The following is a 15765-nucleotide window of genomic DNA, read 5'->3' as shown; positions in this document are numbered from 1 at the left end:
CCGGCTTCCGGTTGTTAGGCTGGAGAGTGCGTTTTCGCTTACGCCGCCTTGCGGTCGGTGGCGCGGCGCAGGGTGTGGCTGGGCATGCGGTGGGGGACGTAGTTCTCGTCCAGGAATTCCCGCATGTCGCGGTAGCGCTGGTAGTAGGTGCGGTTGAACTTCTCGAACAGGCTCTGGTCCCAATATTCCTCAAGGACGAACGGCTTGTCCGAATAGACGTTGTAGCAGGGGATCGCGAAGGTCTCCGCGAACTCCGCCGTGCGGCTGTCATAGCTGAAGTAGACCGACGGCGTGGCGTTCGACAGCGCCATCAGATTGCCGTGCAGGCGATAGCCCAGCACGAGGTCCTTCGACCGCACGAGGTTCTCATAGTCGGCGACGACGTCCGAGTACCACAGACGCTCACGGTACAGCGCGTCCATCTCGTCGTCGAAATACCATTGCTTCAGCCAGGCGCTGTCATGCAGGTGCGTCCAGGCCTCCGCCTTCTGCTCCTCGGTGCCCCACAGCAGCTTCTTCTCCTCCACCTCGCCCTGCATCATCAGCACGGTGTCGAAGCGGCGGGAGATGTCCTTCACGAAGTCGCGGTGGCGCTCCAGATACTTGCGCACGTCCGGCGAATAATGCTTGGAGACCTCGCGGCGCATGGTGATGCCGACCTTGCGCACGCTGTCGAGCGCCGGCAGGTCGATGCGCAGTTCCGGGTCGCGGTTGCGGAAGGCGGTCGGGCAGCCGACGATGCGGGTGTTCTTGATGCCCAGGTCCCACAGCACTTCGGCGGTGTAGGTGCCGCGAACGCCCAGCGTCGTCGACTTGTCGGCGATCATCCGCCAGATGCGCTTGCTTTCCTCGGTCAGCGTCAGCCTGCCGGTGGCCGGCGCCTGGGCGCCGACGCCGAAGGCGATAACGGGAATGCGCAGCTTCGCCAGCACCTGGATGGTCGCCGCCGGCCAGTCCATCGAATCGTGGATGTAGTTGCTGCCGCGCAGGAAGACGTAGTCGTATTCCGCATTGATCCGGTCGACGACCTCCTGCCGGAACTCGCGGATCTCCAGAACATCCAGCTTGTCGTAGGTCAGCAGCTTCAACGACGAGTCGAAGACGAACGCGTCACCGATGTTGTGATAGTGGTCGATGCTGCGCTGAATGTCCTGGTAGCTGTACCAACGCACGCAGTCGTGATCGTAGACTTCGCCCGACGGAATCATGACGAGGATGTTGGCCACGGCGGCTCTCCCTGGGTTGGGCGATAATAGGGGCGGATATTGCCCGGATCACCGCCGGGCTAAATCGAATCTTTGCACTGGGACTATGCTATAGGCCCTGCGGTTTTCGATCCAACATTACCAATATGTTCGGCGCTCTGTAGAATGGAATCTTCTCGATATTCGAAAATATCACAGCGCATTCCAACTTTTCCTTATCACGCCCGCTGCGCCACCGCGCGCTCAGGCATCGAGGGCGCGGCGCCGCCGGCGGCCAGCAGGGCGTCGAACACCTCAGAGTGCTGACGGGCGCATTCAGCGCGGTCGATTGGGCGGCGGATGCGCAGGCGCAGGCGGTCCCACAGGTCGGGCGTGGTCAGCGCCTCCGTCATGCGGTCCACCAGATCCTCGACGCTGCCGTTGCGGAAATGCAGGCCGTCGACGCCGTGGGTCACCTTCTCCGCCATGCCGCCGATGTTGCTGGCGATGATCGGGCGGCCATGCAGGAAGGCCTCCTGGATGACGACGGGGGAGTTCTCCCACCAGATCGACGGGATGATCATCCAATCGACGTCCTTCATCAGACCCGGCAGCTCGGCAGAGCGGTAGCTGCCGTAAAAGCGCACCCGGTCGCCGGCCTTCTCCACCGCATCGTTGAAGCGCTTCTGATAGGCTTCCGGCTGGCGTTCCAGGTTGCCGCCGAAAATCATCAGCGCGCCGTCCTCGCCCCAGGCCTTGTCGGAGATACGCGACACCGCCTCCACCAGCAGATGGGCGCCCTTGAACTCGGTCAGCTGGCCGAAGAAGGCGAAGCGGTTGCGCTTGCCGGCGCGGGTGACCGGACGCGGCGGGGCGATGCCCTCGATGGTCAGGCCGTTCTCGATCATGCGGAACTTCTCGCGCGGCAGTCCCCAATCGACATAGCGGTCGATCAGGAAGTTCGACGGGCTGATGTAGAAGTCGGCCTGTTCGAGGAAGGTCTTCAGGAACAGCTCGCGCTTGAAGAACTCGGCCTCGCCGATGTGGGGGAAGCAGCCGGCGCAGTCGGCCGGGCTGGCGCGGTAGCACAACGTGTTGCGGCTGGTCTTCACCATCTGGCCGTGGTGGTGGCAGATCGACAGGTATTCATGCAGCGTCACCACGATGGGCACGCGCGGCAGCGCCTGGCGCACCGCCTGGATGGTCTCGATCCCCAGCCCGAGGAAGTGGTGGAAGTTCACCACGTCCGGCTGCAGGTCGCGGACATAGCGGACGAAGTCCTTCTCCAGCCCCGGCAGGTTGCGGTTGGACAGGCGGAAATGGTCGTAGTCGTTGGCGTAATACAGCACCTCCCGCTCCTTCTGGCGCAGAGCCATCAGGGCGGAGCCGCGATGCTGGGCGATGGGCGGCGCCACGCGGGCCAGATAATGGCTTTCCCAGCCCGGCAGGTCGTGCAGGCCGTTGTGCAGGTTGTAGGAGGCGACCTCACCCCCGCCCAGCGAGAAGGAGGGGTGGCCATGGCTGATGATCAGCGCGCGCTTGGTCTTGCTCATCGTGTGACCGTTTGTCCGAGGCTGGGGGAGAAGTGGTTGTGTCGCTTGCCCCCACCCCGACCCTCCCCCGCTGGGCGGGGGAGGGAGTTTAGTGCAAGGGCGGCGGAGTTCCCTCCCCTGCGAAGCGGGGGAGGGTTAGGGTGGGGGCAATAACTCAGGCCGCGATCGACGCCTTCCAGCGCTCCGCGAAGCTCCATTCGTCGACCAGCGCGCTCATGCGCTCCAGCCTGGGGTCGCGGGCAGTGCGGGACTGTTCGTCGACGGCCACCAATCGAACCTTCGGCAGCCACAGGCAAGAGCCGCCGGCCGCCCGCACCCGCAGGCACAGGTCCAGTCCCTTCGGCTCCGGCCCGAGATAGCGGCCTCCGTCGGCCATCGCGCGGACCAGCAGTTCGCGCGGCAGCAGCGCGCAGTCGGCCGAGGCGGCATCGACCGCCGACGCCTCCTGCTCCTTCAACCAGTCGCGCGGGTAGCCGGCGAAGCGGCGCTCGTAGGTGACCATGCCGCCCGGACCTTCCACCGCGACGATGCCGGCGAAGCGGACCGAATGGTCCTCATACAGCAGGGTCGGGCTGGCCATCACCGGCGCCAGCGCGGCGGAGCCGACGGCGTTCGGCTTGCGGATCGCACGCTCCAGCGCCGACAGCCAGCCGCGCTCGGTCGGCAGAACCGACGGGGAGAGCAGCAGGACGCGGTCGGCGCGGACATGCGGCAGGGCCGCTGCGACCGCCTCGAACGGATCGGCGGCGCCGGGTGCGGCGACGAAGCCGACCGAGAGACGATAGAAGCCGGCGGCCTGCCGGACCATGCCGGCCAGCCGCTCATGCGTGCCGGCACCGGCGACCACCAGGATCTCCGCTTCGGCGAAGTCCGGGTCGTTCGCCATGCGGGCGAGGTTCAGGTCGACATCCTCGCGCCCGTCGCAGACCGGCAGGACCACCGACACGCGCGGGCTCTTCAGGGCGCGGCCCATCGGGTGCAGGACGGAGGACGGAGCCGCCTGCGACGCCGCCGCGGTGCGCAGCATCGGCCCCAGGTGGGTGGCGACGACGCGGTCGATGGAGGGGCTGTCGGGATTGACCGCCCCCAGCATGCGGCGCAGTGCATCACCGCTCGGCGGCTGGCAGGGCAGCGGCAGGAAGGCGATGCCGTCGGCCAGCGTCAGTTCCAGATGGAATTCGGCGTCGGCGGCGATGCCGGCCGGCTCGCGGGCGAAGGCGGTGAAGCCGTGGGAGTCGTTGCCCGGAGCCAAGCGGCCGGCGAACAGCGGGTCGTGGGCGAAGGCGTCGGACACGTCCTTGCGGGACAGCCGCGACCAATCGGTGTCCAGCCGCGCCGTCACGCCGGCGCCCTTTACCGTCACCGCGCGGACCGCCTGGGTGGGGTCAAGCAGCCAGCCGCAGACGAACAGCCCGGCCCCCGGAACCCGCACCGCCATGTCCAGCCCCATGCGCACCGGCGCCTGGATCTGAGACACCGTCTCCACCCCATTGTAACGGGCGGCGATGGCGGCGGCGACACCGCGGCGGGCGGCATCGCCCTGCAATTGGCCCAGCATGTCGCGGGCATGGGCGGAGGCGACGCCATCGGCCAACAACTGCCGGTGCTCGAAAATCGCCAGATGGCGCCAGCCGTCGGCGGCGCGGAAATGGATGCGGCGAATGGTGTCCGGCGCGGCGACCGGGCCTTCCAGAACGGTCAGCAGGCCGGAGGCATCGTCGGGCAGGTCGGGACGGTGGAAGGGCGCGGCGGCGCTGGCATGGGGGCGCAGATCGTCGGCCTCGACCAGCACAGGAGCAGTGCCGGCCGGAAAGCCGTGCGACCAGCCCTGCACCATCAGCGCACCGTCGCGGAAGCGTCCCAGCACCTCGGCGAAGCCATCGGGGCGGGAGGCCTCCTGCGCCAGACCGGACAGCAGGCGGGTGCGGCGGTCGCCGTCCCCCGCCTCGCCCTCGCCCATCTCCGGGCCGGAGAGCAGGGTCACGGCGACGTCCAGCGCCACGCCGAGCGACTGCGGCTGCACCTCGCGCAATGCCGCGACCAGATGGGCCGGGTTGGTGCGGACGTTGGACAGGCGCGGCAGCAGCAGGTGCTTGCCGTGGGCATCCTCAATCTCGATGCGGGACGGGCGCATGTGGGACAGTCCGGTGACACGGATGACGCCCAGGAACCAGCGCTCCCCCGCCCCGTCGGTCCAGCAGCCGCCACGGAAACGCCCGTCGATCATGCCGTCCAGCATCACGACGCTGTCGACCGGCAGGGGCTGGTCGATGGCGCCGAACAGCATCAGCGTGTCCTCGTCCAAGAGGACGGCGGCGGTGATGTCGGCCTTGGTGCTGCGGTCCTTCATCGGGTGCGATTCCCCTGGATAAGAGCTGCGGGTGCGAGAGTGGCGGATGTTGGGGACAGAAGTTCGCCGTAAAGCGCGAGGTGGAGCGACGCGGCCTCCTCCGTCGGGCGGACGGCGGGGATGTTGGCCGACAGGCGTTCCCACAGGTCGGGGTCGGTCATCGCGCGGGTCATGACACGGGCGAGGTCGGCGGGGTCGTTGGGGCGGACATGCAGGCCGTCGACGCCGTCGCGCACAGCCTCCGCCATGCCGCCGATGCCGCTGACGATGACCGGGCGGCGGTGCTGGAAGGCCTCCTGGATCACAAGCGGCGCGTTCTCCCACCAGATCGATGGCATCACCACCCAGTCGGCGGCAGCCATCAGCGCCGGCATCTCCTGCGGCCGGTAGGGACCGTGGGCGGAGGCGAGGCCGCGCGTCGCCTCGAAGCCGTCGGCCACCCGCTGGCGGAACTCCGGCGCCTGATAGAGGCTGCCGCCATGGACGGCAAGCGACGGGGAAAGGCCCTGCCACGCCATGCGGGCGACGGCGTCGAGCGCCACGGTGACGCCCTTGAACGGGTTCAAATTGCCGAAATAGGCGAAGGCGTCGCGCACCGCACCGGGGGCGAGGTCGCGCGCCGGGGCCGGCTCCACCGAGGGGCGGCTGTTCGCCATCACCTCGATCCGGGCGGGATCGAGGCCCCAGGCGACATAGCGGTCGCGCAGGAAGCGGCTGGGCGCCAGGAAGCGGTCGACAAGCCCGAACATCGCCTTGATGTGCTTCTCGCGCAGCAGGAACTGGTCGGCCGGCCGGTCGGGGAAGCAGCGGTGACAGGCATCCGGCGACGCCTTGCTGCAAAGCGCACGTGCTCCGCCTTCGCCGCGCGGCGGGGTGACCATCTGCCCGTCATTGGCGCAGATCGGATAATAATCGTGCAGCGTATAGACGATCTTCGCGTCCGGGCAGACGCGGCGGATCAGGAACAGCATCTCCACGCCCAGCAGAAGCGTGTGATGCACATGCACGACGTCCGGCCGAAAGGCGCGCAGCAGGTTGGACAGGTCGGGAACCAGCCCGTGCAGGTCGATCTGGCTTTGGTGGAAATGGTCGAAGTGACCCGCCCACAGCAGCACTTCGTCGGCGCTGCGGCCCAGCGTCTGGAAGCCGGTGCCGGGACGCGGCGCGCGGTGGGTGTCGTTGGTGCAGGCCAGGAACAGGCACTCGGCCCCCGCCGCCTTCAGGCCGCCGAACAGCTCGTGCGCGAAGATCTCCGTGCCGCCGGGATGAAGGCTCGGGTGATTGTGCGCAATCAGCAGCACCCGCGGCGGCCGGGCAGCCACCAGCGGACGCGCCGGCTGGCGCGGGGCGGGACCGGCCGCCGTGTGGTTGGCCGGGACCAATGGAAGGCGGCGGCGGCTCATGGCGCGGTCGCCTTCTCCAGAACCAGCAGGTCCTGGAAATTCTCGGCTTCGCGCTGGCCGCTCCAATGGCCGCGCATCACGGCGCGGGCAGGACGCAGGCCATGGGCGGCGAAGCGGCCGAGCAGGAACTCCTCGTCATAGGCGACGGCGGCGTTGGGATGCTCGGGATCAGCCAGCAGCTCAACGCCCGGCGCATCGCGGAAAGGCGGGCGCGCGGTGCCCTTGGCGATGCCGGCGCGCGCGGTGGCGTCCGCCAGGAACAGGCTGAGGAAGCAGCGCCCGCCCGGCTTCAGCATCCGCGCGATCTCCGCCGCATAGCGCTCGGTGTCGGCCGTGCGCAGGTGGGTGATGACGGAGGTCAGGATGACGAAATCGTAAGCACCCGCCTTGAAGGGCAGCGTCGCCGTTTCCCCCTCGATCCGGCCATCGGGATTGTAGAGGCCGTTGGCGACATCGAGATGGTGGAAGCGGAACTCCGGATAGGCCGGCGTGATGGTCGAGGCGCACCAGCGGATGCCGTCCAGCACGATGTCGATGCCATCGTAGGACGAGTCCAGATACTGGGTCAGTGGCAGCGCCATGCGGCCGACGCCGCAGCCGATCTCCAGCACCTTGTGGTCGGGACGCAGGCCGCCCAGCCGGACGAAATGGCGCAGGAACTCCGCCCCGATGGCGCGGAAATCGCCGTCGCCGATGAAATGCAGTTCGGGCGGCGGCACCGGCAGGAAGCGGTTGCGCGCGATCTGGGCGCAGAGCCATTCCAGCCGCGGATCGGTCTGGCGGCGCAGGACGGCAAGCTGCGGAGTCGGCACGATCGCGTTCATCGAGTCACCTGTGCTGTCTTGCGGGTGTGGCCAGCCTTGGAGGGCCGCACCTCGTCGTCGGCGCACCAGTCGCGCGCCATCAGTTCGTCCATGCGGTCGGCCCAGCGGCGGCCATGGAGCCAGCGGTTGTATTCGGAGGCGACCCCGCGGGTGTAGCCCTGGTGCCGGCCGATGGAGCGGCGCTCCAGATGGTACAGCTCGACCGACGGGGCATAGCGGATGTCGAGACCCTGGCCGCGGATGCGCAGGCACAGGTCCGAATCCTCGAAGTCGCCGATGATGTAGTCTTCGCAGAAGCCGCCGGCTGCGGTGAAAGCGGCGCGCGTGGTCAGCAGGCAGGCGCCGGTAACGCCGGGCACCGACCGCGGACGGCAGGCGGCGGCGAAGTCGCGCGGCAGGCCCTTGAAGTAATGATGGTTGTACCAGGCGCCCTGCAGGTCGCGGTCGAAATAGAGGCCGGCATGTTGGAGACTGTCGTCGTCGAACAGCAGCTTCGGCCCGATGGCGCCGATGCCGGGACGCTCCTCCAGCGCCGCGATCAACTGCGGCAGCCAGCCGGCGCGGTCGGGCACCACGTCGGAGTTCAGGAACAGCAGGCGGTTGCCGCGGGCGACCGCGACGCCGGCGTTGTTGGCGGCGGAATAACCGTAATTGGCGCTCTGCACCAGCAGCAGCATCGGCAGCCCGTAGAGGCCGTGGAAGCCGCGCAGCAGATGCACCACCTCGTCGCGCTGCTCCGGGCTGTCGAGCACGAAGACCAGTTCGGCATCGGCCATCGCCGGGTCGGTGGCGAAGCTGGATATCTGGAAGCGCAGGAACTCCAGCGTGCGGTAGAGCGGGATGATCACCGACACCGCGGGTTTGGCCTTGCGCTCGCCATAGACGACCAGTTCCGGTTCGCCACGGGTGGCGAGATGGGCGGCGTGCAGCGGGGCGACGGCCGGGCCGATGACGGTCTCCAGCAACTCCGGCGTGGCGAAGCGCGGCGGCAGGCTGCCCAGCACGGAGGCACGGGCGTCGGCATGGGCGCGCGGCCGCGGCGGCGGGACGAGGCGCAGGGCGCCACCCGACGCCAGCCGAAGCTCCGCCGTCACCTGAAGCGCCTCCGCCGGTTCCGGATTGCCGGGCAGATGCAGGACGAAGCCGCTGCGGTCGATGACGCCAGCGCCCGTGATGCCGTAGAGCTTGGCCACATCCTCACGCGGGAAGCGGTTGCCGAAGCGCTCCACACGGCGTTCGCCGCCGAAGGGAGTGCGCACCACCAACTCCGACGCCAGACCATGCGGATCATGCAGCCAGCCGGCGAGGAACAGCCCACCGTCCGAGGTGGGAACCGCAAGGTCGAGCGAGGCGCCGATCGGCCGCTTGGCGTCGGCGGCCTGCCGGCGCGGCAACGGGGCCAGCGCCTGCAGCTCGCTGACCGCCGATGCGGCGGACGCATCGCTTCGGCCGCGTTGGGCAAGGCTGGTCAACAGATAATGGCGAAGGGTGGCCGGCGTGTCGGGACGGGCGTTCAGCCGGTCGGTCAGGGTCGGCAGGCCGACCGGCTCCTCGGGGAAGCGGCGGCAGGCGACGCCGTTGGCGCCCAGCACCACCAGCAGGTTGCCCGGCGCGCACAGCCCACGGTCGATCAGCAGGTCGAAGGCGATGCGCCCCTTCCCCGCCGGATCGGCACCGACGCAGACATCGAAGGGCGCCCGCGCCAGCCCGTTCGGCGACAGCACGACCAGACCGCTGATGGCGCCGAAGCGACCGGACAGCGCGCCGGCACACAGCAGAAGTCCACCGCCCGCCGTCGCGCGGACCGCCAGATCGGCCGGCTCCACTGCACGGTCCAGCACCAGCCGGCGGCACAATGCTGCGAAGGCCGCATCGCGGCGAAGGGCCGGAGTGGAGCAGGCAAAGTCGAACAGGAAGCGCAACACCCGCAGCCGGGCCGTACCGTCCAGACTGCCGAGCAGCCCGGTGGGATCCAGATCGGCGGCGCCGGATTCGGTGCGAAGCTCGGCGATCACGCGGTTGTTGGCGATGAAGTGGATGGGCATCCGCGGGTCACGCGGTGCCGGCAGGATCGACAAAGCACGCCGCCCGCCCCAGCCGGTCTCGACGGTCAGCGTGGTGAAGGGCGGACGCACCGGCTCGCCGTCGACGCTCGGCGTGATCGAACCGACAGGGTCGGTCGTGCCGTCCGCCTTCCCGTCCATCGTCCAGGAGACGAGGAGGAAGCGGCGGCCCAGCGCCAGACGTTGGGCGGGGGCGATCGACACCGAATTCGGCAGGACGGCGATGACGGTCATTGATTGGGATTCCGGCAGCGTCGATGGATTTGAAAGTCGTAAAGGCGAACTTCGGGCAAAGGGGGACCGGCGGCGGCTTTGACACCACCGGTCCGTCCTTCTCAGGCGTCGCTTAAGAAGCGTCGTCCGATGAGTGCCCGGTTAGTGGATGACGAAGAAGTCGTTCGGGTGGTTGTGGATGTCCGCAGCGGAGACACCCTTCAGCGTGATGCTGTCGCCATGGCCGAGGTCGATCACGGCGTCGCCATGCTGGTCGGTGACACGGGCGGCCAGATCGGCGGCGTCGGTCACCTTCAGACCATTGATGTTGCGGGAGATCTGCAGGACGTCCTCGCCAGCCTTGAAGTCCAGGACCACATCCTGGCCACCACCGCCGGAGAAGATGAAGACATCGTGGCCGGCGCCGCCGGACAGGATGTCGTTGCCCTTGCCGCCTTCGAGGATGTCGTTGCCGTCATCGCCGAACAGCACGTCGTTGCCATCGCCGCCGGACAGCACGTCGTTGCCGGTGCCGCCATGCAGGATGTCGTTGCCCTTGCCGCCGTCGAGGATGTCGTCGTGGCCGCCGCCGGACAGGATGTCGTCACCCTTGCCGCCGGTCAGAATGTCGTTGCCGTCCCCCCCGGACAGCACGTCATTGCCGTTGCCGCCATCCAGCACGTCACGACCGGCGCCACCGATCAGAACGTCGTCACCACTCCCCCCCAGGATGATGTCGTCGCCCGAACCGCCGTCGATGATGTCGTTGCCGTTACCCCCCAGCAGCACGTCCGCGGCGGTACCGCCATGGATCACGTCCGCCCCGTTCCCCCCGAACAGAGCGTCATGTCCATCACCGCCGAGCAGAGTGTCGCTCCCGTTGCCCCCCAGCACCAGGTCGTTCCCCTGCCCGCCAACCAGCAGATCGTCATGATTCGTGCCGACATGCACGTCGTAGCTGCCCCCAGGAACCGTAGCCATCGTAGGTGTCTCCTTGCGATGTGATTAGGATTGTTGGGCCTTCTTTCGGCCTCGCTCAAAAGGCTGAGCTCGCCTTTCGGTGTAACCAAATCTATCGGGGGGATAGTGTGATAAAACTCGGGCACATGGAAGAGAAAGTTGAGTCAAGACAACGGATTCTTGCAGTAGAACGCATTGTCGATATTTTCAAAAAGACAGTTAGTCTGATTTGCATCGAATTTCTAAGCAGTTTACGTTTTAAAAAATGCTGGTCTATCCCTCATTCTGATTCCAAAAAGGCCCCGGACCTGTGTCCGAGCCAACCAAGATCCATTTTCGTTAAAGGATGGTTTTCAAATCCGGTTGGTCCAAACAAAGCCACAGAAGCCAAGGACGCATTGTCGCCTGACGCGTCGTCCCATTCGCGGATGTGCAAAAGGGCCGGCGTGGGGGACGCCGGCCCTTCCACGGGGCCGCTTGGCAGGGGATGGACACCCAAGCAAGGACCCCAGCCCACACCGGCCCGAACGGGGGAGGGCCGGGGGGATGGCGGTTCCGCTTACCGCTCGCGGAAGGCCCTCTGCAGGCCGTCGGTCAGCGGTGTCAGGAAATAATCGATGGCGCGGCGGGCGTGGCCGTGGATCATCACTTCGGCCGGCATGCCGGGATGCAGCTCGACATTCGGCAGGGCCTTCAGCTCCGCCGCATCCATGCTGATCCGTGCCGCGAAGTAATAGGCGCCGGTGCGCTCGTCCTCCAGCTGGTCGGCCGACAGCGAAACCACCTGCCCGGCGACCGGCGGCACGGCGCGCTGCCGATAGCCGGTCAGCTTCACCATGGCCTTGCTGCCGACCTCCACATTCTGGACGTCGTGCGGGGAGACGCGCGCCTCCACGATCATGGCGTCGTCCTGCGGCACGATATCGAGGATGCCGGCGCCGGTGGGGATCACGCCGCCTGGGGTGAAGAATTTCAGACCGGTCACCCGCCCGGCCTGGGGTGCGGTGACCGCCTGGCGCAGCAGCACGTCATCGGCGCTGCGCAGCCGTTCCGACAGGTCGGAAACGCTGGCCTGGGCCGCCTGGAGGTCGATCGAGACCTCCGACCGGCGGGTGTTGCCGATGTTGATCATGGTCAGCTCGGCGGCGGCAATGGCCTGCTCCGCCTTGGACTTGTTCGCCATCAGCTCGCCCAGCCGGCCTTCGGAGTCGGCGACATTCCGCTGAAGCTCCAGCATCCGCGGCTTGCGCTCGTATCCCTTCGCCAGCAGGCCCTGCACCACCCGCAACTCGTCCTGGGTGTAGCGCAGCCGGTCAGCGGTGGCGACGCGTTGGGCCTCCAGCGCCACGATCTCGTCGCGCAGCTGGGAGATTTGCTTGCGCTGGATTCCCAGCTGGGCCTCGTAGCTGTCATGGCGGGACCGGAACAGCCGCTCCTCCACAGACATCGCTTCGGCCGCCACCGGATTGTCGCGGGCGGCCTTCACCAGTTCCTCGGCGAACAGAGGATTCGGCGCGTCCGACTGTTCGGCGCGCAGACGTCCCAACTTTGCCAGCGCGGTCCAATACTGTCCCTGCAACTGCGCGACCACGGCCTGGCTTTGCGTGGAGTCCATCCGCAGCAGCACCTGGCCGGCCTGCACCAGGTCGCCGTCCTTGACCAGCAGGTCGCGCAGGATTCCGCCCTCCAGATGGGAAACGGTCTTGCGGTGGCTTTCCACCATCACCGTGCCGGCGGCCAGTGCGGCGCTGTCCAGGCTGGCGGTGAAGCCCCAGGTCAGGAAGCCGCCGAATCCGACCAGCACGGCCAGGGCACCCGCCAGCGCGGTGCCGCGCAGCGACGGTTCGACCGGCGCCATGTCGATAGTGGCGGTCCAGACGGGCTGGGACGCCAGAAGGGGTGTATCGCCGGTCATCGCTGTTCTCCGCTGCGGACGAGGCGGGTCACGCCGGCGGGTACGCCGCCCGGCTGCACCAGTTTCAGGACGTCGCTGCGGGCGCCGAAATGCTCGACGGCGCCCTCCTTCATCACCACCAGCTTGTCGGCGATGGCGACGATGGAGGGGCGGTGGGCGATCATCACCACCGTCGTGCCGTCGGCCTTCACCTTGTGAACGGCGTTCAGCAACGCTTGCTCGCCCTCATGGTCGAGGTTGGAATTGGGCTCGTCCAGCACCAGCAGGCGCGGACGGCCGAACAGGGCGCGGGCCAGTGCGATGCGTTGCCGCTGGCCGCCGGACAGGGAAAAGGCACTGTCGCCCACCGGCGTGTCGTAGCCGAAGGGCAAGCGGCCGATCATCTCGTGCACCCCCGCCAGCCGGGCGGCGCGGACGATCTCCGCCGGATCGGCGCTGGCCATGCGGGCGATGTTCTCGCCGATGGTGCCGTCCAGCAGGGCAACCGACTGCGGCACGTAGCCGACATATCTGCCGAAGCTCTCGCGCTCCCACAGATAGGTGCTGGTGCCGTCCAGATAGATGCCGCCGGCCGTCGGCTGCCAGACGCCGACCAGCAGTCGGGCCAGCGTTGATTTGCCGGCGCCCGACGGGCCGATGACGCCAAGCACCTCCCCCGCCTCGATCGCGAAGGAGACGTTGCGCAGCACCGGGCGGTTCAGCCCGGCCGGCACATGGCTGACGCGGTCGACGGTCAGAGCGCCAGTGGGTTGCGGCAGCGGCATGGTGGAACGGGCCGAAGCGCCGTTGTTCAGCAGGTCGCGGATGCGGCGGTGCGCCTCCAGCGCCTTTACCCATTGGCGCCAGCCGTCCACCAGCTGTTCGAAGGGATGCAGCAGCCGCCCGGTGATGAGGCCGGCGGCCATCATGCTGCCAGGGGTCACCAGATTGTCGATCACCAGCGTCGCACCGGCGGCGATCACGCCGACCTGAAGGATCATCCGAAGCGAGCGGGAGGACGCCGCCAGCCCGCGCGACAGGGTGGCGCCGCGGTCGATCATCCCGGCCGATCCGCTCTGCGCCGCCTGCCAGCGCCGGGCCAGGGCCGGCAGCATGCCCATCGCCTCGATGGCTTCGGCATGGCGGACAGTGCCGGCAATGTCGGCGAAGACGCGGGCCGAGGCCTCGTTCGCCTGGGCCATCGGCCGGCGGGTCAGCATGTCGGTCAGCACGCCCATCACCAGCAGTACCAGCGCCGAGATGATGGCGAGCACGCCATAGACCGGGTGAAGCAGGAACAGGATCGCCAGAAAGATCGGCGCCCAGGCCAGTTCCAGCGGGGCGGTCACGGCGCTGCTGGTCATGAAGCTGCGCAGGTCGTTCAGGTCGCGCATGGTCTGCGCCGCGTTGCGCGGCCCGCCCGACAGCGCGTCGACGATGGAGGCCTCCAGCGCCGGGACGTTGAAGCGGTGCGCGATCACGGCGCTGGTCACCAGGAAGGCGCGGGCGCGGATGAAGTCCAGCACGCCGTACAGCGCCAGCGCCCCCACCGCGATGATCGCCAGCATCGTCAGCGTTTCCAGGCTGCGGCTGCTCATCACCCGGTCGTAGACCTGCATGGTGAAAAGCGGCAGCACCAGCATCAGGACGTTCACGAACAGGCTGAGGACGCCGGCCAGCAACAGGCCCTGTCCGATCTTCCGGTAGGCTTGGGTCAGCAGGGGCCGATCCACGGAACTCATCTTCGATCCTTCCTGATGGAGGACTCGCCGGCTCGCGCGGCGCTTGAAATCGGGAAAACACAAAAAGCTGCCGGCGGCGACGACACGCGGGACAGGAAGCCGGCTGGGGGGATGCCGGATGCGGCCGGCCCGGGAACGGGAGGTCGCCTATGGATGGACAGATCCTGACGCGGGGGGAGGCGTCGGCGGACTTGGCACGGTTAAGCTTTACACCGGGGACATTTTAGAGACGTGTGACAAGTTTCGGCCCGCACTCCTTTCCAGCATCCGAAAAAGGGGTATCTTCGTCTCTCTAAGTCGCTGATAAAAAACGGGAAAACAGCGCTTCACCGAAGGTCTTAGGCCGTTGGTGGCGGTTTTTGCAGCCATCTGGTCAGACGCAGCCGACATCGTGCATGCTGCGACGCGATGAATTTGCGCAAGGCGCCGTGATCCCCCCATCCGGCCTGCCCTGCACCGCCCCCCGCTTTCCTTCCACCATGCCGGCCGCCCGTTTCAGGCTGCGGCCCAAAGACCGGTTCAAGGAAACCCACGCTCCATGACGACCTCGAAAACCATTCTCGTTACCGGCGGCGCCGGCTATGTCGGCAGCCACTGCGTGACGGAGCTTCTCGACCGCGGCCACCGGGTCGTGGTGTTCGACAATCTGCGTCAGGGCCATGCCGCAGCCGTTCCGGCCGAGGCGACCTTCATCCAGGCCGATCTCGCCGACGAGGCGGCGCTGGCCCGTGTGTTCGGGCAGTGGCGCTTCGACGCGGTGTTTCACTTCGCGGCGTTGTCCGTGGTCGGCGAATCGATGCGCGACCCGCACGCCTATCTGCACGGCAATACCGTCACCTCGCTGAACCTGATCCGCGCCGCGGTGAAGGCAGGGGTGATGAAGCTGGTCTTCTCCTCCACCGCGAACCTGTTCGGCTCGCCCAAGCGGATCCCGATCGACGAGGATGAGGCGATCGATCCCGGCAGCCCGTATGGCGAATCGAAGTTCATGATCGAGCGCGCCCTGCATTGGGCCGACCGCTGCCATGGTCTGCGCTCCGCCTGCCTGCGTTACTTCAATGCCGCCGGCGCCCATCCGAACGGGCAACTCGGCGAGGATCACAGCCCGGAGACGCATCTGATCCCGCTGGTGATGGACGCCGCCACCGGCAAGCGTCCGCACATCGAGATCTTCGGCGACGACTATGATACCCGCGACGGAACCTGCATCCGCGACTATATCCATGTCTGCGATCTGGCCGACGCCCATCTGCGGGTGCTGGACGCGCTCGATGAGCGGTCGGTCCGCTACAACCTCGGCAACGGCACCGGCTACAGCGTGCGTGAGGTGATCGCGTCGGTGGAGCGCATCACCGGCCGCACCGTGCCGGTGAAGGTCGGCCCGCGCCGCCCCGGCGACCTGCCGGTGCTGATCGCCTCGTCGGAGCGCATCCGCCGCGACCTCGGCTGGCAGCCGCGCTTCCCGGAACTGGACAGCATCATCGGCAGCGCCTGGGCATGGCGCAGCGCACATCCCAACGGCTTCCGCGGCCTTGCCGCCGCGGCGGAGTGAGTCAGCAGGAAGGACGACGGCAATGGT

General features: G+C 67.7%; 10 protein-coding genes. 1 reads left to right on the top strand and 9 read right to left on the bottom strand.

All coding sequences use genetic code 11. From position 1 onward, the window contains the following. Positions 1-38 precede the first annotated feature (38 nt). The 9 genes from ACCD06_RS24810 to ACCD06_RS24770 all read right to left on the bottom strand — a co-directional run bounded on the left by ACCD06_RS24810 (position 39) and on the right by ACCD06_RS24770 (position 14186). Positions 39-1226, bottom strand: coding sequence for a polysaccharide pyruvyl transferase family protein (locus ACCD06_RS24810; protein WP_136703767.1), 1188 nt, complete (start codon positions 1224-1226; stop codon positions 39-41). A 197-nt stretch (positions 1227-1423) separates the two neighbouring features. Then, positions 1424-2737, bottom strand: coding sequence for a glycosyltransferase family 4 protein (locus ACCD06_RS24805; RefSeq protein ID WP_413344238.1), 1314 nt, complete (start codon positions 2735-2737; stop codon positions 1424-1426). A 154-nt stretch (positions 2738-2891) separates the two neighbouring features. Beyond that, entirely contained in the window at positions 2892-5087 is a 2196-nt protein-coding gene (locus tag ACCD06_RS24800; protein WP_413344236.1) for a hypothetical protein, read from the bottom strand. Further along, positions 5084-6490 carry a glycosyltransferase family 4 protein gene (locus ACCD06_RS24795; RefSeq protein WP_413344234.1) on the bottom strand — a complete coding sequence of 469 codons (1407 nt, stop codon included), beginning with the start codon at positions 6488-6490 and terminating at the stop codon, positions 5084-5086. Before ACCD06_RS24795 ends, ACCD06_RS24800 begins: the two co-directional genes overlap by 4 nt. Further along, positions 6487-7314: a class I SAM-dependent methyltransferase gene (locus tag ACCD06_RS24790; protein WP_413344231.1), complete on the bottom strand. Its 828-nt coding sequence runs from the start codon at positions 7312-7314 to the stop codon at positions 6487-6489. Before ACCD06_RS24790 ends, ACCD06_RS24795 begins: the two co-directional genes overlap by 4 nt. Continuing rightward, positions 7311-9611: a glycosyltransferase gene (locus tag ACCD06_RS24785; protein WP_413344229.1), complete on the bottom strand. Its 2301-nt coding sequence runs from the start codon at positions 9609-9611 to the stop codon at positions 7311-7313. Before ACCD06_RS24785 ends, ACCD06_RS24790 begins: the two co-directional genes overlap by 4 nt. Positions 9612-9752: 141 nt before the next feature. Then, the gene (locus ACCD06_RS24780) at positions 9753-10571 is read right to left on the bottom strand and encodes a calcium-binding protein (protein ID WP_136703762.1); all 819 of its coding nucleotides are present in this window, start codon (positions 10569-10571) and stop codon (positions 9753-9755) included. 538 nt (positions 10572-11109) lie between these two features. Continuing rightward, on the bottom strand, positions 11110-12465 hold the full coding sequence (locus ACCD06_RS24775) for an HlyD family type I secretion periplasmic adaptor subunit (RefSeq protein ID WP_413344227.1): 1356 nt from the start codon (positions 12463-12465) through the stop codon (positions 11110-11112). Beyond that, positions 12462-14186 (bottom strand): type I secretion system permease/ATPase, encoded by a 1725-nt coding sequence (locus ACCD06_RS24770; protein WP_109157194.1) that lies wholly within the window; start codon positions 14184-14186, stop codon positions 12462-12464. Before ACCD06_RS24770 ends, ACCD06_RS24775 begins: the two co-directional genes overlap by 4 nt. Before the next feature lie 538 nt (positions 14187-14724). Here ACCD06_RS24770 and galE point away from each other — a divergent pair. Beyond that, positions 14725-15738, top strand: coding sequence for a UDP-glucose 4-epimerase GalE (galE, locus tag ACCD06_RS24765; RefSeq protein WP_109157193.1), 1014 nt, complete (start codon positions 14725-14727; stop codon positions 15736-15738). Positions 15739-15765 lie beyond the last annotated feature (27 nt).

Origin of the sequence: Azospirillum sp. CT11-132 (genome assembly GCF_047302835.1) — a bacterium.
Lineage (GTDB): Bacteria > Pseudomonadota > Alphaproteobacteria > Azospirillales > Azospirillaceae > Azospirillum.
This window is presented reverse-complemented; position numbering and strand designations above follow the sequence as displayed.